The sequence below is a fragment of the Methylobacterium sp. ME121 genome, from assembly GCF_000974725.1.
GTDB lineage: Bacteria > Pseudomonadota > Alphaproteobacteria > Rhizobiales > Beijerinckiaceae > Methylobacterium > Methylobacterium radiotolerans.
The window spans coordinates 99,659-122,068 of record NZ_BBUX01000013.1; the positions used below are offsets into that span (position 1 = coordinate 99,659).

Sequence of the window (22,410 nt, forward strand, 5' to 3'; positions counted from 1 at the left end):
CCGCTCCGGCCCGTCGCCGAGCGCGGCAGCCTCAGCACAGCAGCTTCAGCGCGGCAGCCTTCGCGCGTCTGCCCGGCCGCCCTGCACGGACCGCGTTTGTGCCCCCGGCGCTCCCGCGCTAAGGCAGCCGCGCCATGTCGCACAACACCTTCGGCCATCTGTTCCGCGTCACGACCTTCGGCGAGAGCCACGGAGTCGCGCTCGGCTGCGTCGTCGACGGCTGCCCCCCGGGCCTGCCCCTGGAGGCCGAGGAGATCCAGGCCGAGCTGGATCGCCGGAAGCCCGGCCAGTCGCGCTTCACGACCCAGCGCCGCGAACCCGATCAGGTGAAGATCCTGTCCGGCGTGTTCGCGGACGACCGCACCGGCGGCCGCCAGCTCACCACCGGCACGCCGATCGCGCTGATGATCGAGAACACGGATCAGCGCTCGAAGGACTACTCGGAGATCCGCGACAGCTACCGTCCCGGCCACGCCGACTACACCTACGACGTGAAGTACGGCATCCGTGACTATCGCGGCGGCGGCCGGTCCTCGGCGCGGGAGACCGCCGCGCGGGTCGCGGCCGGCGCCGTGGCGCGCAAGGTCATTCCGGGCGTGACCATCCGGGCGGCCCTGGTGCAGATGGGCCCGCACGCCATCGACCGATCCCGCTGGGACTGGGACGCGGTCGGCAACAACCCGTTCTTCTGCCCCGATGCCGAGACGGCTTCCTTCTACGAGACCTATCTCGACGGGCTCCGGAAGGACGGCTCGTCGGTCGGCGCCGTCATCGAGGTCGTGGCCGAGGGCGTGCCGCCCGGCCTCGGCGCGCCGGTCTACGGCAAGCTGGACGCGGACCTCGCCGCCGCGATGATGTCGATCAACGCCGTGAAGGGCGTGGAGATCGGCGACGGCTTCGCCGCGGCAACCCTGCGCGGCGAGGACAACGCGGATGAGATGCGCGCCGGGAACGGCGGCCGGCCGCGCTTCCTGGCGAACCACGCGGGCGGCATCCTGGGCGGCATCTCCAACGGCGAGCCGGTCGTGGTGCGCTTCGCCGTCAAGCCGACCTCCTCGATCCTGACGCCGCGCCGCTCGGTCACGCGCGACGGCGCCGAGGTGGATCTCGTCACCAAGGGCCGGCACGATCCCTGTGTCGGCATCCGCGCCGTGCCGGTCGCGGAGGCCATGATGGCCTGCGTGCTGGCCGATCACTATCTGCGCCATCGCGGACAGGTCGGATCCCAGCCCTGATCCGGGTCCGTCCCAACGATTCGAGAATGCCCGTGCCCCACTGCTCCGTCACAGAGGCCATCGCGGCCTTCGCCCGCGGCGAGATCGTGGTCGTCACCGACGACGACGACCGCGAGAACGAGGGCGACCTCGTCGTCGCAGCCTCGCTCTGCACGCCGGAGAAGATGGCGTTCATCATCCGCAACACCTGCGGCATCGTCTGCGCGCCGCTCACGCAGAGCGAGGCGCGGCGGCTCCACCTCGCGCCCATGGTGGCGTCGAACGACGCCCCCCTGGGCACGGCCTTCACCGTCACGGTCGACGTCAAGCACGGCCTGACGACGGGGATCTCGGCGGAGCAGCGCTGCAACACGGTGCGGGCGCTCGCCAACGGCAACATGGGCGCGGGCGACTTCGTGCGGCCAGGCCACGTCTTCCCGCTCATCGCCCGCGACGGCGGCGTGCTCATGCGCTCGGGCCACACGGAAGCGGCGGTCGACCTGTGCCGCCTCGCCGAGCTGCCGCCCGTCGGCGTGATCTGCGAACTCGCCAACGACGACGGTACGGTGATGAAGGGGCCGCAGATCGAGGCCTTCGCCGAGAAGCACGGCCTCAAGCAGGTCTCGGTGGCCGACCTCATCGCCTACCGACAGGCGCGCGACCGGCTGGTGGAGCGGGTCGGCCACTTCACGGTCCGATCGAACCACGGCGACGTGAACGCCTACGTGTTCTCGACGCCCTTCGAGTCGATCCAGCAATTCGCCTTCGTGATGGGCGAGATCGGCGACGGTCGGGACGTGCTGGTGCGCCTGCACCGCTCCAACGTCGCCGCCGACGTGATCGGCGGCGGCAAGCAGATCGACGCCGTGCTGAAGCGCTTCGCGGCCGCCGGCCGCGGCGTGCTGGTCTATCTCCGGGACGGAACCGCGGGCGTGCCGGTCAAGAACGTCACCGAGGAGGGGACGGAGGCGCTGCGGGCGCGGCAATGGCGCGAGATCGGGCTCGGCGCCCAGATTCTGCGCGATCTGGGTGTTGTCTCCATCCGCAACCTCGCGACCTCGTCGCGCTCCTATGTCGGCCTCTCGGGCTTCGGCATCGAGCTCCTGGGCGACGAGCCTCTCGAAGGCTGAGGCAGGACCGGGACGCCCGGTCAAGCGCGGCGCAGGACGGTCCAGACCGCGGCGCCGGCCATGATGGCGGCGGCACCGCGGTTCAGCCGCGCGCGGAAAGCCGGCCGTCGCAGCGACTCGCGCGCCCGCGCCGCGAGCGCCGCGTAGGGCGTCGTCACGGCGAGCAGGATCGCGGCCGTGACGATGACGAGGGTCGCGAAATCCGCCGCCGTCACGCCGCGCAGGTCGACGAGCGTGGGCAGGATCGCGAGGTAGAAGACGATCGTCTTCGGGTTGCCCAGGGTGACGGTCAGCCCGGCGACGAAGCTGGCCAGCGGCCGGTCGCGGGCCGCTGCCTCGACCCGGGCCCCCGCTCCGGCCGCGCGCCAGAGGCGGCACGCTAAGTAGGCCAGGTAGAGCGCCGCACCGTAGCGAACGACGACGAAGACCGCGCCGAACGCCTCGGCGACGAGCGACAGGCCGAAGATGGCGGCGGCCAGGTACGTCAGGTCGCCCAGGATCAGGCCGGCAGCGAAAGCCATTGCGGCGCCGAAGCCCGCGCCCAGGGCCCGGGCGACCAGGGCGACGATTCCGGGCCCGGGGATCGCGGCCGCGACGCCGAGGGCGAGCGCGTAGGTCAGGAACCCTGCCGGCGTCATCGCCCCGAACCCGCGCGAGTGCCGGGGGCGCGCCGATGCACCGGCGGCATCGTTCGGTTCCGTGGCGGCATGGCTGCGATCTCCCCCGAGCCGCCGATTATGGCTTGCCGGCGGACGGCCGCAACGGCCGCGTCAGCGCCCCATCAGGGCGTCGACATGGGCCGCCACCGACTTGCCGAGCCCTTCGAGGCTGTAGCCGCCCTCGAGGATCGAGACGATCCGGCCGCCCGCGCAGCGCTCCGCGAGGTCCATCAGGCGGCGGGTCGCCCAGCCGAAATCCTCGGCCTCGAGGCGCAGGTTGGCCAGAGGATCCAGCTTGTGCGCGTCGAAGCCGGCGGAGATCACGATGACGTCGGGCCGGAAGGCTTCCAGACGCGACAGGATTCCGGTCTCGAAGGCCTCCCGGAAGACCTCGCCGTCGTCGTTCGGCCGCAGCGGCACGTTGACGATCGTGTCCTTCTCGCCGCGCTCGGAGGGCGACCCGGTCCCGGGATAGAGCGGCATCTGGTGGGTCGAGCAGTAGAGCACCGAGGCGTCGTTCCAGAAGATGTCCTGACTGCCGTTGCCGTGGTGGACGTCCCAATCCACCAGGGCCACCCGCTCGGCGCCGTGCTTCTGCCGGGCGTGGCGGGCCGCGATGGCGGCGTGGTTGAACAGGCAGAAGCCCATCGCGCGGGTCCGCTCGGCGTGGTGGCCGGGCGGGCGCATGGCCACGAAGGCGTTGCGGCACTCGCCGCCGACGACCGCGTCGACCGCGTGCATCCCTCCGCCCACCGCGCGGAGCGTCGCCTCCAGGCTGCCCGCCGACAGGATCGTGTCGGAATCGATTCCGACCATGCCGTGCTCGGGCACCGCTGCCACCAGGGCGTCCACGTACGCGCGCGGATGCGCGAGGGTGACGGCCTCGATCTCGCCGCGGGGCGCCGTGGCCCGCACGAGACCGGCGAAGCGCTCGTCCTCCAGGGCCCGCTCCACGGCGCGCATCCGGGCCGGCCGCTCCGGATGCCCCTCGGGAACCTCGTGATCGAAGCTGGCGGGATGGCTCACGTAGAGAGTGGTCACGAGGGTCGCTCCCGGATGCTCGCCTGTCGCGCACCGGCAACAGGAGCCGGCAATGTGCCACGGGCCCAACGCGCGGACTACGGCGGGGTGCCGTTGCCCCCTTATGGTTGCGCGATTCGTCAACGGGACGGATCCGGATCGCCGATCCTCCGTCCGCGGCCGCGACGATCCTCGAGGCGGGACATGCGCATCATCTCGGTACTCGGCTGCGCCCTGCTCCTGGCAGGCTGCACCTTCAAGGGCGTGCCCGATCCCGCCCTCTCGGCCCGCGACGCCGAGTACATGGCCCTCGTCCCGGAGGCCGAGTTCGATCCGCACTTCGCGCGCTACGAGATCGCCGACCCGACCCGGGAGGCGCCCGGCACGATCGTGGTCGAGACCAAGGAGCGCCAGCTCTACCTCGTCCTGCCGAACGGCCGGGCGATGCGCTACGGCGTCTCGGTGGGCGACGAGGCCTATGGCTGGACCGGCACCGCCCGGATCGACCGCAAGGCGGAATGGCCGGCCTGGAATCCGCCGGCCGAGATGATCAAGCGCTGGCCGCACGTCCACGCCATGCAGGGCGGCCCGATGAATCCGCTCGGCGCCCGGGCCCTGTACCTGTCGGATCGCGGCCGCGACACGCTCTACCGGATCCACGGCACCAACGAGCCGGAGAAGATCGGTCAGGCGGTCTCCTCCGGCTGCATCCGGATGCGCAACATCGACGTGGTCGACCTCTACAACCGGGTCCCCGTCGGGGCCACGGTCATCGTCCGGTAACGCAACCGGTCAACGTCCCAATAAGCCTGCTTGCTCGGGGGGTGTTTACCTGAACTTCCGTTCAGATGTCGCCATTAACCTCTGGAAGGGGGGCGGTCCCGTAAGTTGAAGACACACAGGGACTAGAGCCGACCACAACAAAGGTCGGGGAGGCAGGCGATCATGACCACCATTTCCGTTCAACAGTTCTGCAACCATGCTGTCTCGGCCGGCACGATCAGCGACGAGGACCTGCTCGTCCTGAAGCGCGAAGTTCTCCCGGACGGCCTGATGAGCCGCGAGGACGCCGACCTGCTGATCGCCCTCGAGCGGGCGGTGATCGGCTCCGACGCCTTCGCCGACTTCCTGGTCGCCTCGGTCGTCGACTTCGCGGTGTGGGGCTCGCGCCCGACCGGCTACATCGACCGCGACGTCGCCGCGTGGCTCGCCGCCTCCCTCAGCGGCCGCGACGGCCCGAGCGCCGTGGGTGCCCGGATCGCCATGGAAGTGGTCCGCGAGGCCGAGAGCAGCGCCGAATCGCTGGTCGCCTTCGCCCTGGAGGCCAACCGTCGCGTCCGCGACACGGCCCAGGCCCCCCGCATGACCTTCGCCCTGGCCGCCTGAGCCTCAGACCAAGGCGCAGCTTCCGTCCGCGGCGCAACTGATCTATCGGGACAGTCAAGCCGGTGCGCAATCCGGCGATCTCGAAAGCAGTGCGCCAGCGATGTTCGACAAGATCCTGATTGCCAACCGGGGCGAGATCGCCTGCCGGGTGATCAAGACGGCCCGGAGGATGGGCATCAAGACCGTAGCGGTCTACTCGGATGCCGATCGCGACGCCGTGCACGTCGCCATGGCCGACGAGGCCGTGCATATCGGGCCCGCTGCCGCGTCCGAATCGTACCTCGTGATCGAGAAGATCGTCGAGGCCTGCAAGAAGACCGGCGCCCAGGCCGTGCATCCCGGCTACGGCTTCCTCTCCGAGCGCGAAGCCTTCCCGAAGGCGCTCGAGGCCGCCGGCATCGTGTTCATCGGCCCCAACCCGGGGGCCATCGCCGCCATGGGCGACAAGATCGAGTCGAAGAAGGCGGCGGCCGCCGCCGAGGTCTCGACCGTTCCGGGATTCCTCGGCGTGATCGAATCACCCGAGCACGCCAGGAAGATCGCCGACGAGATCGGCTACCCGGTGATGATCAAGGCGTCCGCTGGCGGCGGCGGCAAGGGCATGCGCATCGCCTACTCGGGCGAGGAAGTGGCGGAGGGCTTCGCCCGCGCGAAGTCGGAGGCGGCCTCCTCCTTCGGCGACGACCGGGTCTTCATCGAGAAGTTCATCACCGACCCGCGCCACATCGAGATCCAGCTGATCGGCGACAAGCACGGCAACGTCGTCTACCTCGGCGAGCGCGAGTGCTCGATCCAGCGCCGTAACCAGAAGGTGATCGAGGAGGCGCCGTCGCCGCTCCTCGACAAGAAGACCCGCCGCAAGATGGGCGAGCAGGCGGTCGCGCTCGCCAAGGCGGTGAACTACGATTCGGCCGGGACGGTCGAGTTCGTCGCCGGGCAGGACAAGTCGTTCTACTTCCTGGAGATGAACACCCGTCTGCAGGTCGAGCACCCGGTCACCGAGATGATCACCGGCCTCGACCTCGTCGAGCTGATGATCCGGGTCGCGGCCGGCGAGAAGCTTCCGATCACTCAGGACGACGTGAAGCTGAACGGCTGGGCGGTGGAGAGCCGCGTCTACGCCGAGGACCCGACCCGCAACTTCCTGCCCTCGATCGGCCGGCTGACCACCTACCGTCCGCCGGAGGAGGGCCAGCAGGGCACGGCGATCGTGCGCAACGATACCGGCGTGGAGGAGGGCGGCGAGATCGCCATCCACTACGACCCGATGATCGCCAAGCTGGTCACCTGGGCGCCGACCCGGGCGGAGGCGGTGGCTGCCCAGGCCGAGGCCCTCGACGCCTTCGCGATCGACGGCATCCGCCACAACATCCCGTTCCTCTCGGCGCTGATGGCCCATCCGCGCTGGCAGGAGGGCCGGCTGTCCACAGGCTTCATCGCCGAGGAATTCCCCGAGGGCTTCACGGCGCCGGAGCCGGCCGGCCCGGTGGCGGTCCGCATGATGGCCGCCGCGGCGGCGATCGACCACAAGCTCAACCAGCGCAAGCGCGGCATCTCCGGGCAGATGCGCGCGCCCGGCCTCTTCGCCTTCGAGCGTGAGCGCGTCGTGATCCTGGCGGGCCAGGCCTTCCCGGTGACGGTCGAGCCGGAGGGCGAGGACATCCTCGTCACCCGCGACGACGGCGCGGCGCTCGCGGTGGCGAGTGCGTGGCGCCCGGGCGAGCCGGTCTGGATCGGCACGATCGGCTCGGAGCGGGTGGCGATCCAGGTGCGCAGCCTCCTCAACGGCGTGTTCCTGCAGCATGCCGGCGCGGCCGCCGAGGCCCGGGTCTACACCCGGCGCGAAGCGGAACTCGCCGCCCTGATGCCGGTGAAGGAGCAGGCGGGCTCGGGCAAGCAGGTGCTCTGCCCGATGCCCGGTCTCGTGAAGCAGATCCTCGTCACCGAGGGCCAGGAGGTGAAGAACGGCGAGCCGATCGCGGTCGTCGAGGCGATGAAGATGGAGAACGTGCTCCGCGCCGAGCGCGACGCCACGGTGGGGAAGATCCACGCCAAGGAGGGCGACAGCCTCGCCGTCGACGCGGTGATCCTGGAATTCGCCTGATCGCGGCGCGCGTCGCGCTCCCGGCCCTGACTGCGTTCGCGACGCGCAGACGAGAGCGTCGGCGCCGGCGCCGCGCACCATCGCCGTCGCGTCCGCGGTGATCGGCTTCGTCACGCCGATCACCGCCCTGAGCTTCGGGATCGCGGATGCGCCTGCCCTGCGGCCGGCGACCGCCTTCTTCGCGGCGATCTGGCCTTGCGCGGCGATGCCCCGGCCTCGGACCGGGAGTCGCGTGCTTCGAAGCATCAGACCATGTATTCGGGCGAGATCGTCGTGACATGCGTGAGTCGCGCCGTCACGCTGGCGCTCGCCGCTGCGGCCGTGCGCGCCAACGGGTGGTCCGCGCAGCGCGACGCGCGCGGGTCTGTGCAATAAGCCGGAAGCTCGGCCAACGAATCGCGGCTGCATGCCCCTCTATTTCGCCTACGGCGCCAACATGGATGCCGCCGCGATGGCGCTGCGCTGCCCGGTTTCGCGGCTGATCGGCGGCGGACATCTGCCGCGCCACCGCTTCATCATCATGCGCGAGGGCTACGCCTCCGTGGTGCCCGATCCCCGACGCACCGTCTGGGGCGTCCTGTGGGAGCTGGCTGTCGACGACGTCCCGGCGCTCGACCGCTACGAGGGCGTCGCCGGCGGCCTCTACACCAAGGCGGCGCTCCCGGTCCGCACGGGAGAGGGCGTCAAGCGCGCCCTGATCTATCGCGGGTGCTCGACCGCGCCCGGCCGCCCGCGGCCCGGATACCTGGAGGCGGTCGTCGCGGCGGGGCGCGCGGCGCAGCTGCCCCCGGCCTATCTGCGGGAGCTCGGCACCTGGGCCCGCGGCCTGCCGGCCTGAGCGCCGCGCAGTTGGTACGCGACATGCTTGCCCACGATCGAGCTGGGGGGCGAACGGCAGCACCGCGCCCGGCCAGCCATCCGTGATTGCGCGGCGCGCCCGTCGGTCAACGACGATCGGCGTGCGCCCGCGAGGGAGAGTTGTGCATGTCGTATCTGGCGCCCGCCGATTTCGTGAAGAAGGCCGTCGATGCCGGTGAGGCAAAGGTCTTCATGGCCACCAAGGACACGTTCATCCGGGCCTACATGGCCGGCGCGATCCTGGCGCTCGCCGCTGCCTTCGCGGTGACCATCAATCAGACGACCGGCCAGCCGCTGGTGGCGGCCCTGCTGTTCCCGGTCGGCTTCTCGATGCTGTACCTGCTCGGCTACGACCTGTTCACCGGCGTCTGCGTGCTCACCCCGCTCGCCCTCATCGACAAGCGCCCCGGCGTCACCGTGGCCGGCGTCGCCCGCAACTGGGTGCTGGTCTTCTTCGGCAACTTCGCGGGCGCCCTGACCACGGCGGTGATGATGTCGATCGTCTTCACCTTCGGCTTCGCCACCGAGCCGAACGCCGTCGGCAAGCTCATCGCCGGCATCGGCGAGGCCAGGACCCTCGGCTACGAGAAGTACGGCGCCTCCGGCATGCTGACGCTCTTCGTCCGCGCCATGCTGTGCAACTGGATGGTCTCGACCGGCGTCATCGGCGCCATGCTGTCGACCTCGGTGCCCGGCAAGGTCATCGCCATGTGGATGCCGATCACGGTGTTCTTCTTCATGACCTTCGAGCACTCGGTGGTGAACATGTTCCTGTTCCCGTCGGCGATCCTCATGGGCGGCCACCTGACGGTCATGGACTACCTGCTCTGGAACGAGATCCCGACGCTGATCGGTAACATCGTGGGCGGCATCGCCTTCACCGGCCTGATGCTCTACTCCACCCATGTCCGCACCGGCGCGACGCGGAGCCAGACCCTGGCTGCCGGCGTCCGTCGCCCGATCGCGGCCGAGTAAGGCCCCTCCGGCCCGCGCCGCCCGGCGCGGGCCCCGTCAGACGAGACCGCGCCCGCATGAGTGAGACCCGGACGATCTCCGTCATCGTCACCGGTCGCGTCCAGGGCGTGTCCTACCGGGCCTGGACGCAGTCCGAGGCCCGCGCCCGCGGCCTCGCCGGCACCGTGCGCAACCGCGACGACGGCTCGGTCGAGGCGGTCTTCAGCGGCGCGCCGGAGGCCGTGGCGGAGATGGAGGCCCTGTGCCGGTCGGGTCCGCCGGGCGCGCGCGTGGCCGACGTGACCGCGCGGGACGGCGGCGACGTGCCGACCGGCGGCGCGTTCCGGATCCTGCGCGACTGACAACAACGCCGCGGGTTCAGCGCGCGCCCGCGGACTGGTATGGCGGACCGCCCCTTCACGCATCCGCCATCCGGAGATCATGACCGACCTGTCCGCCGGCAGCGCCGCCTTCTCGCACCTCGATCTCGCGGCGCTGCTCTACTTCATCCTCGCCTGGATCGCCTACGGCCTGTCCGTCGGCCGGTTGCGCGGCAGGATGGTCTCCCTCAGCCAGATCATGAACGGCCACCGGGCCAACTGGGCGCGCCAGGTCATCGGCCGCGACAACCGGGTGGTCGACACGCAGATCAACGCCTCGCTGCAGAACGGCACGGCGTTCTTCGCCTCGACCTCGCTCATCGCCCTGGGCTCGGTCCTGACCCTGTCGCGCTCCGGGGACGATGTCCTGAACCTGTTCGCCACGCTGCCGTTCGGGACGGCGGCCAACCGCCTGACCTGGGAGCTGAAGGTCGCCGGCCTCGCACTGATCTTCGTCTACGCCTTCTTCAAATTCGCCTGGGCCTACAGGCTGTTCAATTACACGGCGATCCTGCTCGGCGCCGTGCCGCACAAGGGATCCGGCACGAGCGAGATCGAGATGCTGCGGGCGGTGCGGCGGCTCGCGGCCATGAACGTCAGCGCCGGGCGTCACTTCGCCCGCGGGCAGCGGGCGTTCTTCTTCGCGCTCGCCTATCTCGGCTGGTTCATCAGCCCCTACGTGCTGTTCGTCTCGACGACCGCCGTCGTGATCATCATGTGGCGCCGCCAATTCGCCTCGGAGATCCGCAAGGCGCTCCTGGAAGCCGGGGAGGGACCTCACGAGGGGCCGCTCGAGGCTCCGCTCCTGTCGCCCGCCGAGGAGGCCCGCACATGACCGACCCACGACCCGACGACGCCGCGATCGAGACGACGATGCTGCGCCTCGTGGCCGAGCGCGGCGCCGATAAGACCGTCTGTCCCTCGGAAGTCGCCCGCGCCCTCGGCGGCCCGCACCCGGACGGCTGGGGTCCGCTGATGCAGCCCGTGCGACGGGTCGCGGTGCGACTGGCCCACGCGGGGCAGATCGCGATCCTGCGGAAGGGGAGACCCGTCGACCCGGACGATTTCCGCGGGATCTACCGATTGTCGCTGCCGGTCTCCGGCGCGGCCTCGGAAGCCCCCTCGGCATCCGGGCCCGGCAGCCAGTCCGGCGTGTAGCCGGACAGGCGATAGGCGACGAGGCCGATCCACTCCTTGACGGCCAGATCGAACTGGAGCAGCCCGTCCGACGCGAAGCCGTGGAAGTGCGCGACGTCGCTCCAACCGCGGGTCCGGTAATCCACCGGGAAGGCGTCCACCGTGAAGCCGGCTTGGCGGAAGCAGCCGACCGCCCGAGGCATGTGCCAGGCCGAGGTCACGAGCAGCCAGCGCTCGCCGGGCTTCGGCTTCACCAGGGCCGCCGAGAAGGCGGCGTTCTCGTGGGTGTTGCGCGAGCGGTTCTCCAGGATCAGGCGCGTCCGCGGCACGCCGATCACGTCCGCCTGCCGGCTCACGATGTCGGCTTCGGCCATGCCGCCCGCGATGAAGCCGCTGCCACCGGAGAAGACCAGCCGCGCCGCCGGGTAGCGCCGGGCGAGGTCGCCGAGGTAGATCGGCCGCTCGCCGGCATCGTTGACGACGATCTGGCGACGCGCCTCTGACAGACCCGCCTCGATGCCGCCACCCAGCACGATGATCCCGGTCGGGGCCGGGCCGTCGTCCGGATAGGCCGGGAAGCGCTGCTCGAGCGGGATCAGGGCCACGTCCGAGAGGGGCGCCAGTCCGGCGGCACCGAGCAGGAAACTGCCCAGCAGCGCGAGACCGAGACCGCTCCTCCGCCAGCGCGTCACCGCCGCGACGGCGATCCCGAGCAGGATCGCGAAGATGCAGAAATTCGACGGGGTGATCAGGAAGAAGATCACCTTCGAGGCGGGGAAGAACACGGGGCTCAGGCCGGCCTCGTCTCGGCCTCGAACCGGGCGAGGGCCGCGGCGTCCGGCGGGAGGAGGCTCGCGAGGTCCGCGCCGCGCTCGACCTCGCGCTGGATCCAGAGGTCGAGGCGCTGCTGCTCCACGGCCTCCAGGGCGACGCGCTCGGCGAGCGCCGCCGGCACCGCGACGAGGCCGGTCGTATCGCCGACCAGGATATCGCCGGGATGGATGGCGGCACCGCCGCAGGCGACGCGCTCCTGCGTGCCGACCAGGGCCAGAGCCCCGGTGGCCGCGGCCGTCCGGCACCAGGCGGGGAGGCCGACCTCCTCCGGCAGGGCCGCGTCGGTGATCAGACCGGCGGCGCCGCGCTGGGCAAGGCGCGCCGCCAGGATCGCCCCGAAGGGAAGGACGAGGCCGGAGGATCCCGCATCGATGACCACGACGGCCCCCTCGGGCACGGCGTCGACGGCGGCGGCGAGATCACCCGCGGCGTCGTCGCGGGCCGGGATCATCCGCATCGTGTAGGCGGCTCCGACCACGGTCGCGCTCCCCCGCGCCGAGAGACCGTGCGGGGTGCAGGCCTTCACCCCGGCCCGCGCCAGGGCGCGGGCGAGGCTCGCCGGGGTCACGGCGGAGAGCGCGTCGCGCAGGGTCGGGTCGATCGCCATCGGGGGCTCCGTGAAAGGCCGGTCCGGATCCGGGCGGCGCGGTCGGGGAAGGTGGATCGCGCGGGCGTGCCGGCAAGGCTCCGGGCGCCCGCGGCGGCCGTCAGGCGATGGGCTCGCCGAGCGCCCGGGCGGCGCCGGGCCGGGCCGCGACCCGCTCGTACCAGCGACGCAGTGCCGGGCGCTCGATCCGCTCGGCCGGGAGGTTCAGCCAGCGATGCGCCGCGCAGCCGAGGGCGATGTCGGCGATGCTGAAGCTGTCGCCGACCACGTAGGTCCGGCCCTCGAGATGGTGGTCGAGGATCTCGGCCATGGCCTCGCTCTTCTCGACCGAGGCGGCGATCAGGCCGCGGTCCGGATCGGCCGCGCGGTAGAGCTGCCAGAACGCGTCGCGCATGGCCGGCGTGAAGCTCGTGGCCTGCCAGTCGAGCCACTGCTCGACGTGGGCGCGCGCCCGCGGATCCGCCGGCAGGGCCAGGGCCGGGCCGGTCGCCGCGAGGTAGCGGAGGATCGCGTTGGACTCCCAGAGGACGAAACCGTCCTCTTCCAGGGTCGGAACGAGGCCGTTCGGGTTCATCGTACGGTAGCCGGGGTCGTTGACGACCCCGTGGGCGCCGCCGGCCTCGACCCGGTCGTACGGCAAGCCCGTCTCGTCGAGTCCCCACACCGCCTTCTGCACGTTCACCGAGGTGAGGCGGCCCCAAAGCCTGCGCATAATCGAAGAGTCTCCGTCACGCCTTCGGCGGGTAGGCGTGGTCCTGCCCGCCCGGATCGGTCACGCGCACCCCGTCGGGGGTGTCGCGCAGGTAGCCGGGTCCGATCGGCACCTTGCCGTGGCCGCCGGGAATGTCGAGCACGTAGGTCGGCTGGGCGAGGCCGGAGAGGCGGCCGCGCAGCGCGCGCATCAGCGCCTGCCCCTCGGCCACGTCCGTGCGCAGGTGGGCCGTCCCGGGCGCGAGGTCGCCGTGGTGGAGGTAGTACGGCTTGATCCGGTTCTCGACGAGGGTCCGCATCAGCGCCTCGAGGGTCGCGGCCTCGTCGTTGACGCCGCGCAGGAGCACCGACTGGCCGACCAGGGGAATGCCGGCATCGACCAGCCGGGCGCAGGCGGCGCTGGCGGCGGCGGTGAATTCCCGCGGATGGTTGGCGTGGACGGCGACGAAGACCGCGCGCCCGAACCGCTTGAGCGCCCGGACGAGGGCGTCGGAGACGAGGTCGGGCTTCACCACGGGCACGCGCGTGTGGACCCGCATGACCCGGACGTGGGCGATGGCGGCGAGGCGCTCGGCGATGACGCCGAGCCGGCGCGGCGAGAGCGCGAACGGATCGCCGCCGGTGAGCACCACCTCCCAGATCCGCGGGTCCTGCGCGATGTAGGCGAGGGCGGCGTCGAGTTCGGCGTCGGTGAGCGTCCCGAGCCCGTCGGGCCCGACCATCTCCCGGCGGAAGCAGAAGCGGCAGTAGACCGGGCAGACGTGGAGCGGCTTCAGCAGCACGCGGTCCGGGTAGCGGTGCACGATTCCGGTCACCGGGGCGTGGGCGGCATCGCCGATCGGGTCGGCGCGCTCCTCCGGCGTCGCGACGGCCTCCGCGACCCGGGGCACGAACTGGCGGCCGATCGGATCGTCGGGATCCTGCGGGTCGATCAGCTCGGCCATGTCGGGCGTCACCGAGACGGCGTAGCGCGCGAGGACGGCGCCGAGGGCGTCGGCCTCCGCCCCGGAGATCAGGCCGGCGGAGAGGAGGTCGTCCGCGCTGCGCAGCGCCCGGTTCATGGCCGCGTCTCCGCCACCGGTGTCCAGATCACATCCTCGACCCGGCTTGCCCCGCAGGCCAGCATCGCCAAGCGGTCGAAGCCCAGGGCGATCCCGGACGCTTCCGGCATGACGGCGAGCGCCGCGAGGAACTCGTCGTCGATCGGGTAGCGCTCGCCGTAGACGCGCTGCTTCTCGGCCATCTCGGCCTCGAACCGGCGGCGCTGCTCCGCCGGGTCGGTCAGCTCGCCGAAGGCGTTGGCCAGCTCGACGCCGCAGGCGTAGAGCTCGAAGCGCTCGGCCACGCGCGGGTCGTGCGGCGCCGGCCGGGCGAGGGCGGCCTCGCTGATCGGGTACTCGCACAGGATGGTCGGGCGGCCGAGGCCGAGATGCGGCTCGACCCGCGCGACGAGGACGCGGGAGAACAGGTCGGCCCAGGTATCGTCCGGGGCGACCCGGAGCCCGGCCCCCGCGACGGCGGCGGCCAGGGCCTCGCGGTCCGTCCCGCCGCCCGGCGCGACGCTCGCCAGGAGATCGATCCCGGCGAAGCGGTCGAAGGCCTCGGCCAGGGTCAGGCGCTCCGGCTCGGCGAAGGGGTCCGTCTCCCGGCCGCGGAAGGCGAAGCGGCGGGCGCCGGCGGTCTCGGCCGCGCCGGCGAGCAGGTCGGCGCAGTCCGCCATCAGCACCGTGTAGGGGGCGCCGGCCCGGTACCACTCGAGCATCGTGAACTCGGGATGGTGCAGCGGCCCGCGCTCGCGGTTGCGGAACACCCGGGCGACGCTGAACAGCCGCGTCTCGCCCGCGGCCAGGAGCTTCTTGCAGGCGAATTCCGGCGAGGTGTGCAGGTAGAGCGGCGTGCGGGCGCCGCTCGCCCCGATGGCTTCCGTGGCGAAGGCCGACAGATGCGCCTCGTTGCCGGGCGAGACCTGCAGGCAGGCGGCCTCGGTCTCGACGAAGTCGCGGTCCGCGAACCACCCGCGGACCGCCGCGAGGACGCGGTTGCGCAGGAGCAGCGCCGGGCGCCGGTCGGCGTGGCGACCGGCCGTCCACCAGGGGGAGGCGGCTCCGGTCACGACCGGCCTCCGCGCCGGGGCGGGACCGGCCGGCTCCGACCGGGCGGCGTGGCGTTCTGGAGCACTCTCATCCTCGGCCCTGACTGGCTCCGGACCGCGGAGACGCGCCGCGGCCGAGGCGCGTTGCCATCGACGGTTCATGCCCGCCCGCTGGCAACCGCGGCGCAGATGCGATAGTGGCGGGGTCCGAGATGCAGCGCCCGCGCTTGGCGCGTGCCGGCCCCCATGTCAATGCAGGACGCAATTCCGTGAAGGTGATCGCCTCAACGCTCCGTAAGGGCAACGTCGTCGAGAAGGACGGCAAGCTCTACGTGATCCTGTTCGCCGAGAACATCCACCCCGGCAAGGGCACTCCGGTGACCCAGCTCGACATGCGCCGGATCACGGACGGCGTGAAGGTGTCCGAGCGCTACCGGACCACCGAGCAGGTCGAGCGCGCCTTCGTGGAGGATCGCGAGCACACCTTCCTCTACAGCGACGGCGAGGGGTTCCACTTCATGAACCCCGAGAACTACGAGCAGATCGCGGTGCCGGAGGACGTGGTCGGCGACGCCGCCCCGTATCTCCAGGAGGGCATGGCGGTGATGCTCTCCGTCCATAACGGCGTCCCGCTGACCATCGAGCTGCCCCAGCGCGTGACCCTGGAGGTCGCCGAGACCGAGCCGGTCCTGAAGGGCCAGACCGCCTCGTCGTCCTACAAGCCCGCGACCCTGTCGAACGGCGTGCGCACGACCGTGCCGCCCCACATCGCCGCCGGCACCCGCGTCGTCGTCATGACGGCCGACGGCTCCTACGTCGAGCGCGCCAAGGACTGATCCGGTCCCCGCCGGCGGCCGGCCCCGAAAGGTCGGACGCCGGCCATCACCGCGCGGATCGCGCGGCGGCCTCCAGGGTGGCGTAGCAGCCCTGCGAGATCGCCTGCGCGCGCAGGCGCTCCGTCCCGCTGAAGGGCCGGCCATCCTCCCGGAACAGATCCTCGCGCAGCAGCGCCTCCGAGGTGCAGCGGGCCGCGATGCGGCAGAGCGGCGGCTCGCCGCCGGTGCGCGCGCAGATCGTCACGTAGTCGGCGCGGAACGCCCGCAGCCCGGCGCGCGGATTGGCACCCACCACCGTCACCAGCCCGGTCAGCAGCGCCAGCAGCAGCGGCTGGTGGACGAGGTAGATCGCGAGGCTGTGGCGGCCCGCGACGGTGGCGGCGCGGCCGAGCCGCGTGCGCGGCGCCCAGGCTCCCAGACGTGAACGGGCGAGCCGCGGCAGCGCCAGCCGACCCAGGACGATCCCGGCAAGCACCAGCCCGAACCACGGGAAGAGCGGCACATAGTCGTTCGTCCGCGGCACGACCGAGCCCAGGCCGAGGAAGAACAGGGCCGGCGCGTCGAGGATCGGCGCGTGCACGACGTGCGGCGCGGCAAGCACGGCCGCGGACGCGAGGGCGGTGACCGGAATCGGCAGGAAGAGGAACGGCAGCCCGAGCAGGCTCGAGACCGCGATGCAGTGGAGCACGCCGAAGAACACGAAGGCGTCCGGGAACATGACCCAGGTGCCGAGGGTCACGAGGAGCGCCGCCCCGCCGATCCGCGCGAACCGCAGGAGGGTCGGCCGGGGCCGGATCCCGCGACCGTTCATCAGCACGAGGCCGACGCCGACCAGGACCAGGAAGCTGCCGGCGATCATCTCGGCGGCGTGCCGTCCCGTCGGGGTCAGCGCGTAGTTCTCCGCGGTCAGCCGCAGATGACCGAGATCCCAGAGCGTGTGATAGCTCGCCATCGCCAGCAGGGCGGTCGCCCGGGCCGCGTCGATGACCGGCAGGCGACGCGGCGGAGAGGGGATCGCGGCCGGCGGCGCGGAGACGGGGCGATCGAGGGTGACGTCGACGGACATGTTGGTTCACCCAAACCATGTCGGGGCCGCCCTTTCCATCGCGGCCTGCACCGGAGAGCTCGCCCGGGCCCGAATCGGGTGCCGCGGCTCTCAGAAACGTGAACGCCACCGGGGGCGGCACGCGCCGCCGAGGCGGGCCTCGCGGGATCCGGAAAACCCCTCGACGGTCCCGGCGCTTAAACACCGCTCACGCCGTAGCCTGCGACCGATCGACTGTTGCGATCCGGCCTCCTTGCGCCGAGATTGCAACTTGGCGGCCCTGTTCTGCCGGTCAAATGGGCTTCCCGGACATCAGGACTTCGTTAATCTTCCCGGGAGAGCGCGCGGCGTGATTCGGTGTAGGTTGCTCGGCCATGTCTGACGAACGCGGATCCGGGCCCGAGAACCCCGAGCGGGGGATGATCGCCCGTACCGGCGAGACGGGACAGCACGAGGATGAGGCGCTCGACCTCGTCGAGGTGGCCGGCCGCATCAAGTGGTTCGACGTTTCGAAGGGCTTCGGGTTCATCGTGCCCGACGACGGCGCGCCCGACATCCTGCTCCACGTCACCTGCCTGCGGCGCGACGGCTACCAGGCCGCCAGCGAGGGCGCCCGCATCGTCGTGGAGGCCGTGGAGCGGCCCCGCGGCTGGCAGGCCTTCCGGGTGATCTCCCTCGATCAGGCGACGGCGGTGCATCCCTCCGAGCTGCCGATGCCGCGCACGCACGTCACCGTGACGCCGACCAGCGGGCTCGAGACCGCCGTCGTGAAGTGGTTCAACCGCCTCCGCGGGTTCGGATTCCTGACGCGCGGCGACGGGACGCCGGACATCTTCGTGCACATGGAGACGCTGCGGCGCTACGGTATCGCCGAGCTGAAGCCCGGCGAGTCCGTACTGGTCCGCTACGGCGACGGCTCGAAAGGCGTGATGGCGGCCGAGGTGCGGCTGATCGACGGAGCCATGCCCTCGTCCCACTGAGGACGCGTTTTCCCGCCAAGCACAGTGCGTCCTATCTCCTTGGTGGGGCTCGGAAAACCCGGGATCGGATTCCCCTCGCGCGCATCCTGGTCTATCACCGGGCGACGGACCCCGCGGTCCGCGCGCCATCCCACGAGAGGCATGAGCCTGTGAGATCCCTCTTCCGCACGGCCCGGGCGGCCGCCATCGCCTGCCTCGCCCTGACCGCGATCGCGCCGGCCCCCGCCGCGGTCGCGCAGGCGGCCGCCCGGGCCGCCACGGCCAGATCGGAGCCGCTGACGATCGTCACGAAGGCCGGGCCGAAGCGCTTCGACGTCGAGGTGATGCGCGACGACGCCGCCCGCGCCCGCGGCCTGATGTTCCGCCGGCACATGGCGGCCGACCACGGCATGCTGTTCGACTTCGAGCAGGACCAGCCCGTGACCATGTGGATGAAGAACACCTACCTGCCGCTCGACATGGTGTTCATCCGCCCCGACGGGACCATCAGCCGGATCGCGGCCGATACCGAGCCCCTGTCCACGGCGATCATCTCCTCGGGCGGCCCGGTCCTGGCGGTGCTGGAGCTGAACGCCGGCACCGCGGCGAAGCTCGGGATCGCGCCCGGAGACCGGATCGAGCACGCCATGTTCAAGGCCCGCTGAGGCCAGCCTCCGGGCTTTCGCGAACGCACCGGGAACAAGCGCCTTGACCCCCGCCGAATTCCGCGCCAGTGTTCCGGCAATGTTCCGGTGCGCCGGAAGGCTGGTGCAGGGCGGAGGACCCGATGGGCAACGCGGCTGAGGTCGAACTGTTCGGCAACGACGACTGGTCGGTGCAGGCGGACGGGATCGAGCACCGCGAGACCGGCTATTTCATCGCCCGCACGGCGCTGGCGATGCGCCGATCCGAGGGCCTGTGGGACTGGCCGCTTCAGATGGCCGAGAAGCGCTGGTGCCGGCCGAGCCTGTTCCGCGAGGCGTTCCTCGCGGCCCTCGACCGGTTCGGCATCCAGCGGGACGCCGAGCTGATCCGGTCCTTCGCGCTGGGCTACGGCATCCGCGCCGTGGTCGCCCCGGCCGCCGAGACCTTCGTCAGCCTGGGCGACATGCTGAAGCCGCGCGAGATCGCCGCGCCCGTGCGCGCTCCGGCCCCGCGGCCGGTCCGGGCCCTGGCGGCTGCCGGGGCCTGACGGCCCGGTAACGGCGGGCGATTTGACCCGGGCCGCCGCGCGCGGGTAGCCCTCATCCTCGAACCGAGGGAGAGAGCACCATGGCGGATCACGACCGGGCCGGACTCGACGGGCTGATCACGCCGCCCCTGTCGCGGCGGGGCTTCGTGATGACGAGCCTGATGAGCGGCCTGACGCTCGCGACCACCCGCGTCGAGGCCCAGGTGATCCACACGGACAGTGCGGGCATCGAGGCCGGCGAGGTGAAGATCCCGGCTGCGGACGGCCCGATGCCGGCCTACCGGGCGGTTCCGGAGGGCGCGGGCCCGTTCCCGATCGTCCTGGTGATCGAGGAGATCTTCGGCGTCCACGACTACATCAAGGACATCTGTCGCCGGCTCGCGAAGGCCGGTTACTGCGCCGTGGCCCCCGAGCTCTACGCCCGCCAGGGCGACCTCTCGACCATGTCGGATCCCAAGCAGATCATCCGGGACGTCATCGCGAAGACGCCGGACGCGCAGTGGATCGGCGATCTCGACGCGACGGTGGCCTGGGCGGCCTCCGCGGCGAAGGGCGACCCGAACCGTCTGGGCGTCATGGGCTGGTGCCGTGGCGGGCGCGACGCGTGGCTCTACGCGGCCCATCGTCGCGACCTGAAGGCGGCCGTGGCCTGGTACGGACCGATCGGCGGCGAGCGGACCGACATCCAGCCGCGCACCGCCGGAGACGTGGCGGCCGAGATCCACGCCCCGCTCCTCGCCCTCTACGGCGGGGCCGATGCCGGGATCCCCGTGGCGGCGGTCGAGGAGGCGCGCGACCGCGCCAAGGCGGCGGGCAAGAGTGTCGAGCTCGTGATCTACCCGGAGGCGCCGCACGGCTTCCACGCGGATTACCGTCCGAGCTACCGGCGCGAGGCCGCGGAGGATGGCTGGGCGCGCGCGCTGGCCTTCCTGAAATCGCACGGCGTCGGCTGAATAGACGCCTCAGGACGCCCGATCGAGCGCGTTCCGGGACGGCTGTGTTACCCAAGACACGGCCACAACTTCACAATCGTGCAAGGATCCAAGGAGGATCTGTGCCCGCGCGGGTCTGGCCCTTCGCGGCGCTCGGGCGTTGAACCGATCGAAGCGACCGCCGTTCAGCCCCTGTAGAGTGTCCTGGTCCATGAGCGATTCGGTACAGCCTGGCCAGAAGCCCGTGATCCTCGTCGTGGAGGACCAGCCCGACGAGCGCTTCCTCGCGGCCACGCTGCTGGAGGATACCGGCTTCACGGTGATCGAGGCCGAGACCGCCGACCGCGCCCTGGCCATCCTCAACGATCGCGCCGACGAAGTCAGCGTCGTCTTTTCGGACGTTCGCACCCCCGGGCCGATCGGCGGCTTCGAGCTCGCGCGGATCATCGGCGTCACCTGGCCGCGCGTGCGGGTCCTGCTGACTTCGGGCGATGCGGGCGACCAGCCGAGCGACCTTCGCGTCTCCGCCACCTTCATCCCGAAGCCCTGGCGCGCCGAGGACATTCTCGCCTGGGTGGAGCAGGCCGCGGGGCGGCCCTCCACCGGGTCCGGACCGTCCGTTATCGGACCGGGGGGCAAAATAATCCCGTCCGGTCTGGAAACCTGACGCGGCCCCACAGTTGTACGCCACTCCGGTGCGCGCCGCGCCCGGACTTGCGCAGTACAACTGATCCACGACGCCGCCATGAAGATCGTCTCAGCCAACCATGCCGATTCTCTCCGCCGGCCCGGCGCGCGGGATACGGTGGAATCCGCCGTTCTCGACACGGTTCGCGAAGGTCTGCTCACGGTCTACGGCGCCGCGGATGGCGACATCCCGGCCGAGTTGGCGGCCCTCGCGCAGCGGCTCGACCGCGCGGGTCCGTCGGCCTGCGGCCACGCCTAGGTCCCACCGCCGAGCTTGACGGGAGACTGGGACAGCGGGTCGCCAAGACGAGAGAATCTGCTATTCAGCGCTTTCTGACCTGCCGACGCAGTGCGTCTCTCAGTCGAGTCCTGGATGCGTCTCTCAGTCCTTCGCGGATCGTTCACAGCCGCCGCGATCATGACCCTGGCCGGTCTGGTGTCCGTTCAGGCGGCGACCCCGCCGGCCCAGCCCGCCGACGGTGCGGGCGGTGTCGGTGACCGCAAGGCGACGGTGACCAAGCGGCTTCTCGGCCGCGGCACGGCCTCCACCTACGCGTTCTACGCCGCGGGCGCGGCCCCCGAGGCGGGGCGGCCGGTCGCGATCTTTCTGCACGGGTGGGGTGCGGTCAATCCGCAGAGCTACGGCGGCTGGATCGACCATCTCGCGCGCCAGGGCTGGCTCGTCCTCTACCCGCGGTTCCAAGAGGTGAACCGGACCCGTCCGGCCGACGCGCCCGCCATCGCCGAGTCCCTGGTCAAGGCGGCCCTCGCCGAGATCTCGACGGACGGCGAGGCGAAGCCCGACCTCGGCCGCGTCGCGATGATCGGCCACCTGGCCGGGGCGCCGCTCGCCATGGATCTTGCGGCCGCCGCCAAGGCGCAGGGGCTGCCGGTTCCGAAGCTGATCTTCGCGGTCACGCCCGGCGGCATCGCCAGCGGGCCGAAATCCCGCGGTATCGCCCTCACCGACCTGTCGGCGATCGATCCCGCCACGCTGCTCGTGACCATGGTCGGCGACAAGGACACCCGGGCCGCCGATCTCGCGGCGAAGCGCCTCCTGCGCGAGGCGAGCGCCGTGCCGCTGGAGCGCAAGCTCTTCGTGCGGGCCCTCTCGGACGACCACGGCTTCCCGGCCCTGACGGCGACCCTGGCAGCCCCCGCGGGGGTCGACACCGCCTACGACGGCGGTGCCATCAAGCCGGGCCCGGAGCCGAAGGACGCGCCCAAGGACGCCGCGAAGCCGCCGCCGTTCCGCTGGTCCGCCGACATGGCGCTGTCCGGCGAGCAGCAGACCCTGGTCTCGCAGATCAACCTCGCCCGGGTCGACGCGCTCGATTACCTCGGGTTCTGGAAGACCTTCGATCTCGCCGCCGCCGCCGCCTTCGCCGGGTCGGACGCGACGGCGCTGAAGAACAATCCGCGCCTCGCCGACATGGAGCGCTGGAGCGACGGTTGGCCGGTGAAGCGGCTCGCCGTCGAGACGCCGCGGCCCACGCCGGCCGCGCAGGCCGGGACGCCGGCACCCGCACCCGCCGGCCGCAAGCGCTGAGATCGGCGACCGCGACAGCTTGGCCTTGGCGCGCGGCTTGCTAATCTCCCCCCGTCCGACACGGGAGGGAGATCATGCCCGAGTTCGTCGCCAGCCTGCTCGCCGCGGCCGCCTTCTGCCTGAC

Annotated in this window: 26 protein-coding genes; 18 read left to right on the forward strand and 8 right to left on the reverse strand. The window is 71.6% G+C overall.

Annotation, left to right across the window (positions count from 1 at the left end; genetic code table 11):
• Nucleotides 1–134 precede the first annotated feature (134 nt).
• On the forward strand, nt 135–1,235 hold the full coding sequence (gene aroC / locus ME121_RS11720) for a chorismate synthase (RefSeq protein ID WP_029357410.1): 1,101 nt from the start codon (nt 135–137) through the stop codon (nt 1,233–1,235).
• Nucleotides 1,236–1,267: 32 nt separating this feature from the next.
• Complete coding sequence (gene ribB / locus ME121_RS11725; RefSeq protein WP_012319708.1) at nt 1,268–2,344, forward strand: 3,4-dihydroxy-2-butanone-4-phosphate synthase; 1,077 nt, start codon at nt 1,268–1,270, stop codon at nt 2,342–2,344.
• Nucleotides 2,345–2,364: 20 nt separating this feature from the next.
• Here ribB and ME121_RS11730 read toward each other — a convergent pair whose 3' ends face one another.
• Together ME121_RS11730 and ME121_RS11735 are read right to left on the reverse strand one after the other, a co-directional pair.
• Nucleotides 2,365–2,982, reverse strand: coding sequence for a LysE family translocator (locus tag ME121_RS11730; protein ID WP_024829731.1), 618 nt, complete (start codon nt 2,980–2,982; stop codon nt 2,365–2,367).
• Between the two features lie 132 nt (nt 2,983–3,114).
• Nucleotides 3,115–4,044: a histone deacetylase family protein gene (locus tag ME121_RS11735; RefSeq protein WP_012319706.1), complete on the reverse strand. Its 930-nt coding sequence runs from the start codon at nt 4,042–4,044 to the stop codon at nt 3,115–3,117.
• Nucleotides 4,045–4,227: 183 nt separating this feature from the next.
• Between ME121_RS11735 and ME121_RS11740 the strand changes: the two genes are divergently transcribed.
• From ME121_RS11740 to ME121_RS11780, 8 genes are all read left to right on the forward strand, one after another.
• Nucleotides 4,228–4,806: a L,D-transpeptidase gene (locus tag ME121_RS11740; RefSeq protein ID WP_024829733.1), complete on the forward strand. Its 579-nt coding sequence runs from the start codon at nt 4,228–4,230 to the stop codon at nt 4,804–4,806.
• A 162-nt stretch (nt 4,807–4,968) separates the two neighbouring features.
• A complete protein-coding gene (locus tag ME121_RS11745) occupies nt 4,969–5,409 on the forward strand; it encodes a hypothetical protein (RefSeq protein ID WP_012319704.1) in 441 nt (146 codons plus the stop codon).
• 100 nt (nt 5,410–5,509) lie between these two features.
• Nucleotides 5,510–7,513 carry an acetyl-CoA carboxylase biotin carboxylase subunit gene (locus ME121_RS11750; RefSeq protein ID WP_059408885.1) on the forward strand — a complete coding sequence of 668 codons (2,004 nt, stop codon included), beginning with the start codon at nt 5,510–5,512 and terminating at the stop codon, nt 7,511–7,513.
• A 406-nt stretch (nt 7,514–7,919) separates the two neighbouring features.
• Entirely contained in the window at nt 7,920–8,351 is a 432-nt protein-coding gene (locus tag ME121_RS11760) for a gamma-glutamylcyclotransferase family protein (RefSeq protein WP_012319701.1), read from the forward strand.
• A gap of 146 nt (nt 8,352–8,497) precedes the next feature.
• Complete coding sequence (locus tag ME121_RS11765; protein ID WP_012319700.1) at nt 8,498–9,346, forward strand: formate/nitrite transporter family protein; 849 nt, start codon at nt 8,498–8,500, stop codon at nt 9,344–9,346.
• A 56-nt stretch (nt 9,347–9,402) separates the two neighbouring features.
• Nucleotides 9,403–9,687, forward strand: coding sequence for an acylphosphatase (locus ME121_RS11770; RefSeq protein WP_012319699.1), 285 nt, complete (start codon nt 9,403–9,405; stop codon nt 9,685–9,687).
• 79 nt (nt 9,688–9,766) lie between these two features.
• Nucleotides 9,767–10,540 carry a DUF599 domain-containing protein gene (locus ME121_RS11775; protein ID WP_012319698.1) on the forward strand — a complete coding sequence of 258 codons (774 nt, stop codon included), beginning with the start codon at nt 9,767–9,769 and terminating at the stop codon, nt 10,538–10,540.
• Nucleotides 10,537–10,863, forward strand: a complete 327-nt coding sequence (locus tag ME121_RS11780) for a DUF3253 domain-containing protein (protein WP_012319697.1) — start codon at nt 10,537–10,539, stop codon at nt 10,861–10,863. The genes ME121_RS11775 and ME121_RS11780 overlap by 4 nt, the downstream gene beginning before the upstream one ends.
• Here ME121_RS11780 and ME121_RS11785 read toward each other — a convergent pair.
• The 5 genes from ME121_RS11785 to epmA all read right to left on the reverse strand — a co-directional run bounded on the left by ME121_RS11785 (nt 10,782) and on the right by epmA (nt 15,107).
• Nucleotides 10,782–11,627 carry a YdcF family protein gene (locus ME121_RS11785; RefSeq protein WP_053622134.1) on the reverse strand — a complete coding sequence of 282 codons (846 nt, stop codon included), beginning with the start codon at nt 11,625–11,627 and terminating at the stop codon, nt 10,782–10,784. The genes ME121_RS11780 and ME121_RS11785 overlap by 82 nt on opposite strands.
• A 5-nt stretch (nt 11,628–11,632) precedes the next feature.
• Nucleotides 11,633–12,283: an RraA family protein gene (locus ME121_RS11790; protein ID WP_012319695.1), complete on the reverse strand. Its 651-nt coding sequence runs from the start codon at nt 12,281–12,283 to the stop codon at nt 11,633–11,635.
• Between the two features lie 100 nt (nt 12,284–12,383).
• Nucleotides 12,384–12,995: a glutathione S-transferase family protein gene (locus ME121_RS11795; RefSeq protein ID WP_059408887.1), complete on the reverse strand. Its 612-nt coding sequence runs from the start codon at nt 12,993–12,995 to the stop codon at nt 12,384–12,386.
• A gap of 16 nt (nt 12,996–13,011) precedes the next feature.
• A complete protein-coding gene (locus ME121_RS11800) occupies nt 13,012–14,055 on the reverse strand; it encodes a lysine-2,3-aminomutase-like protein (RefSeq protein WP_012319693.1) in 1,044 nt (347 codons plus the stop codon).
• Nucleotides 14,052–15,107, reverse strand: a complete 1,056-nt coding sequence (epmA, locus tag ME121_RS11805; protein ID WP_059408888.1) for an EF-P lysine aminoacylase EpmA — start codon at nt 15,105–15,107, stop codon at nt 14,052–14,054. The genes ME121_RS11800 and epmA overlap by 4 nt, the downstream gene beginning before the upstream one ends.
• Before the next feature lie 191 nt (nt 15,108–15,298).
• On the opposite strand from epmA, the gene efp reads away from it, so the two are divergent.
• Nucleotides 15,299–15,922 (forward strand): elongation factor P, encoded by a 624-nt coding sequence (gene efp, locus ME121_RS11810; protein WP_197739341.1) that lies wholly within the window; start codon nt 15,299–15,301, stop codon nt 15,920–15,922.
• A 46-nt stretch (nt 15,923–15,968) separates the two neighbouring features.
• Here efp and ME121_RS11815 read toward each other — a convergent pair whose 3' ends face one another.
• Nucleotides 15,969–16,988, reverse strand: coding sequence for a heparan-alpha-glucosaminide N-acetyltransferase (locus tag ME121_RS11815; RefSeq protein WP_059408889.1), 1,020 nt, complete (start codon nt 16,986–16,988; stop codon nt 15,969–15,971).
• 398 nt (nt 16,989–17,386) lie between these two features.
• Here ME121_RS11815 and ME121_RS11820 point away from each other — a divergent pair, with 398 nt between their 5' ends.
• The 7 genes from ME121_RS11820 (at nt 17,387) to ME121_RS11850 (ending at nt 22,286) form a co-directional block, all read left to right on the forward strand.
• The gene (locus ME121_RS11820; protein WP_085985313.1) at nt 17,387–17,947 is read left to right on the forward strand and encodes a cold-shock protein; all 561 of its coding nucleotides are present in this window, start codon (nt 17,387–17,389) and stop codon (nt 17,945–17,947) included.
• A 149-nt stretch (nt 17,948–18,096) separates the two neighbouring features.
• Complete coding sequence (locus ME121_RS11825; RefSeq protein WP_024829741.1) at nt 18,097–18,591, forward strand: DUF192 domain-containing protein; 495 nt, start codon at nt 18,097–18,099, stop codon at nt 18,589–18,591.
• A 122-nt stretch (nt 18,592–18,713) separates the two neighbouring features.
• Nucleotides 18,714–19,118, forward strand: coding sequence for a hypothetical protein (locus ME121_RS11830; RefSeq protein ID WP_012319687.1), 405 nt, complete (start codon nt 18,714–18,716; stop codon nt 19,116–19,118).
• A gap of 80 nt (nt 19,119–19,198) precedes the next feature.
• Nucleotides 19,199–20,071, forward strand: coding sequence for a dienelactone hydrolase family protein (locus ME121_RS11835; protein WP_012319686.1), 873 nt, complete (start codon nt 19,199–19,201; stop codon nt 20,069–20,071).
• A 190-nt stretch (nt 20,072–20,261) separates the two neighbouring features.
• Nucleotides 20,262–20,717 carry a response regulator gene (locus ME121_RS11840; RefSeq protein ID WP_012319685.1) on the forward strand — a complete coding sequence of 152 codons (456 nt, stop codon included), beginning with the start codon at nt 20,262–20,264 and terminating at the stop codon, nt 20,715–20,717.
• 78 nt (nt 20,718–20,795) lie between these two features.
• On the forward strand, nt 20,796–20,996 hold the full coding sequence (locus tag ME121_RS11845) for a hypothetical protein (RefSeq protein WP_012319684.1): 201 nt from the start codon (nt 20,796–20,798) through the stop codon (nt 20,994–20,996).
• Between the two features lie 114 nt (nt 20,997–21,110).
• Nucleotides 21,111–22,286, forward strand: a complete 1,176-nt coding sequence (locus ME121_RS11850; protein ID WP_012319683.1) for an alpha/beta hydrolase — start codon at nt 21,111–21,113, stop codon at nt 22,284–22,286.
• Nucleotides 22,287–22,410: the final 124 nt, after the last annotated feature.

Bases quoted from the DNA above. Each gene is read 5' to 3' on its own strand.
- aroC (WP_029357410.1), top strand. From the start codon at position 135: ATGTCGCACAACACCTTCGGCCATCTGTTCCGCGTCACGACCTTCGGC.
- ME121_RS11730 (WP_024829731.1), bottom strand. From the start codon at position 2,982: ATGACGCCGGCAGGGTTCCTGACCTACGCGCTCGCCCTCGGCGTCGCG.
- ME121_RS11740 (WP_024829733.1), top strand. From the start codon at position 4,228: ATGCGCATCATCTCGGTACTCGGCTGCGCCCTGCTCCTGGCAGGCTGC.
- ME121_RS11745 (WP_012319704.1), top strand. From the start codon at position 4,969: ATGACCACCATTTCCGTTCAACAGTTCTGCAACCATGCTGTCTCGGCC.
- ME121_RS11750 (WP_059408885.1), top strand. From the start codon at position 5,510: ATGTTCGACAAGATCCTGATTGCCAACCGGGGCGAGATCGCCTGCCGG.
- ME121_RS11760 (WP_012319701.1), top strand. From the start codon at position 7,920: ATGCCCCTCTATTTCGCCTACGGCGCCAACATGGATGCCGCCGCGATG.
- ME121_RS11765 (WP_012319700.1), top strand. From the start codon at position 8,498: ATGTCGTATCTGGCGCCCGCCGATTTCGTGAAGAAGGCCGTCGATGCC.
- ME121_RS11770 (WP_012319699.1), top strand. From the start codon at position 9,403: ATGAGTGAGACCCGGACGATCTCCGTCATCGTCACCGGTCGCGTCCAG.
- ME121_RS11775 (WP_012319698.1), top strand. From the start codon at position 9,767: ATGACCGACCTGTCCGCCGGCAGCGCCGCCTTCTCGCACCTCGATCTC.
- ME121_RS11780 (WP_012319697.1), top strand. From the start codon at position 10,537: ATGACCGACCCACGACCCGACGACGCCGCGATCGAGACGACGATGCTG.
- ME121_RS11790 (WP_012319695.1), bottom strand. From the start codon at position 12,283: ATGGCGATCGACCCGACCCTGCGCGACGCGCTCTCCGCCGTGACCCCG.
- ME121_RS11795 (WP_059408887.1), bottom strand. From the start codon at position 12,995: ATGCGCAGGCTTTGGGGCCGCCTCACCTCGGTGAACGTGCAGAAGGCG.
- ME121_RS11800 (WP_012319693.1), bottom strand. From the start codon at position 14,055: ATGAACCGGGCGCTGCGCAGCGCGGACGACCTCCTCTCCGCCGGCCTG.
- efp (WP_197739341.1), top strand. From the start codon at position 15,299: ATGCAGCGCCCGCGCTTGGCGCGTGCCGGCCCCCATGTCAATGCAGGA.
- ME121_RS11815 (WP_059408889.1), bottom strand. From the start codon at position 16,988: ATGTCCGTCGACGTCACCCTCGATCGCCCCGTCTCCGCGCCGCCGGCC.
- ME121_RS11820 (WP_085985313.1), top strand. From the start codon at position 17,387: ATGATCGCCCGTACCGGCGAGACGGGACAGCACGAGGATGAGGCGCTC.
- ME121_RS11830 (WP_012319687.1), top strand. From the start codon at position 18,714: ATGGGCAACGCGGCTGAGGTCGAACTGTTCGGCAACGACGACTGGTCG.
- ME121_RS11835 (WP_012319686.1), top strand. From the start codon at position 19,199: ATGGCGGATCACGACCGGGCCGGACTCGACGGGCTGATCACGCCGCCC.
- ME121_RS11840 (WP_012319685.1), top strand. From the start codon at position 20,262: ATGAGCGATTCGGTACAGCCTGGCCAGAAGCCCGTGATCCTCGTCGTG.
- ME121_RS11845 (WP_012319684.1), top strand. From the start codon at position 20,796: ATGAAGATCGTCTCAGCCAACCATGCCGATTCTCTCCGCCGGCCCGGC.
- ME121_RS11850 (WP_012319683.1), top strand. From the start codon at position 21,111: ATGCGTCTCTCAGTCCTTCGCGGATCGTTCACAGCCGCCGCGATCATG.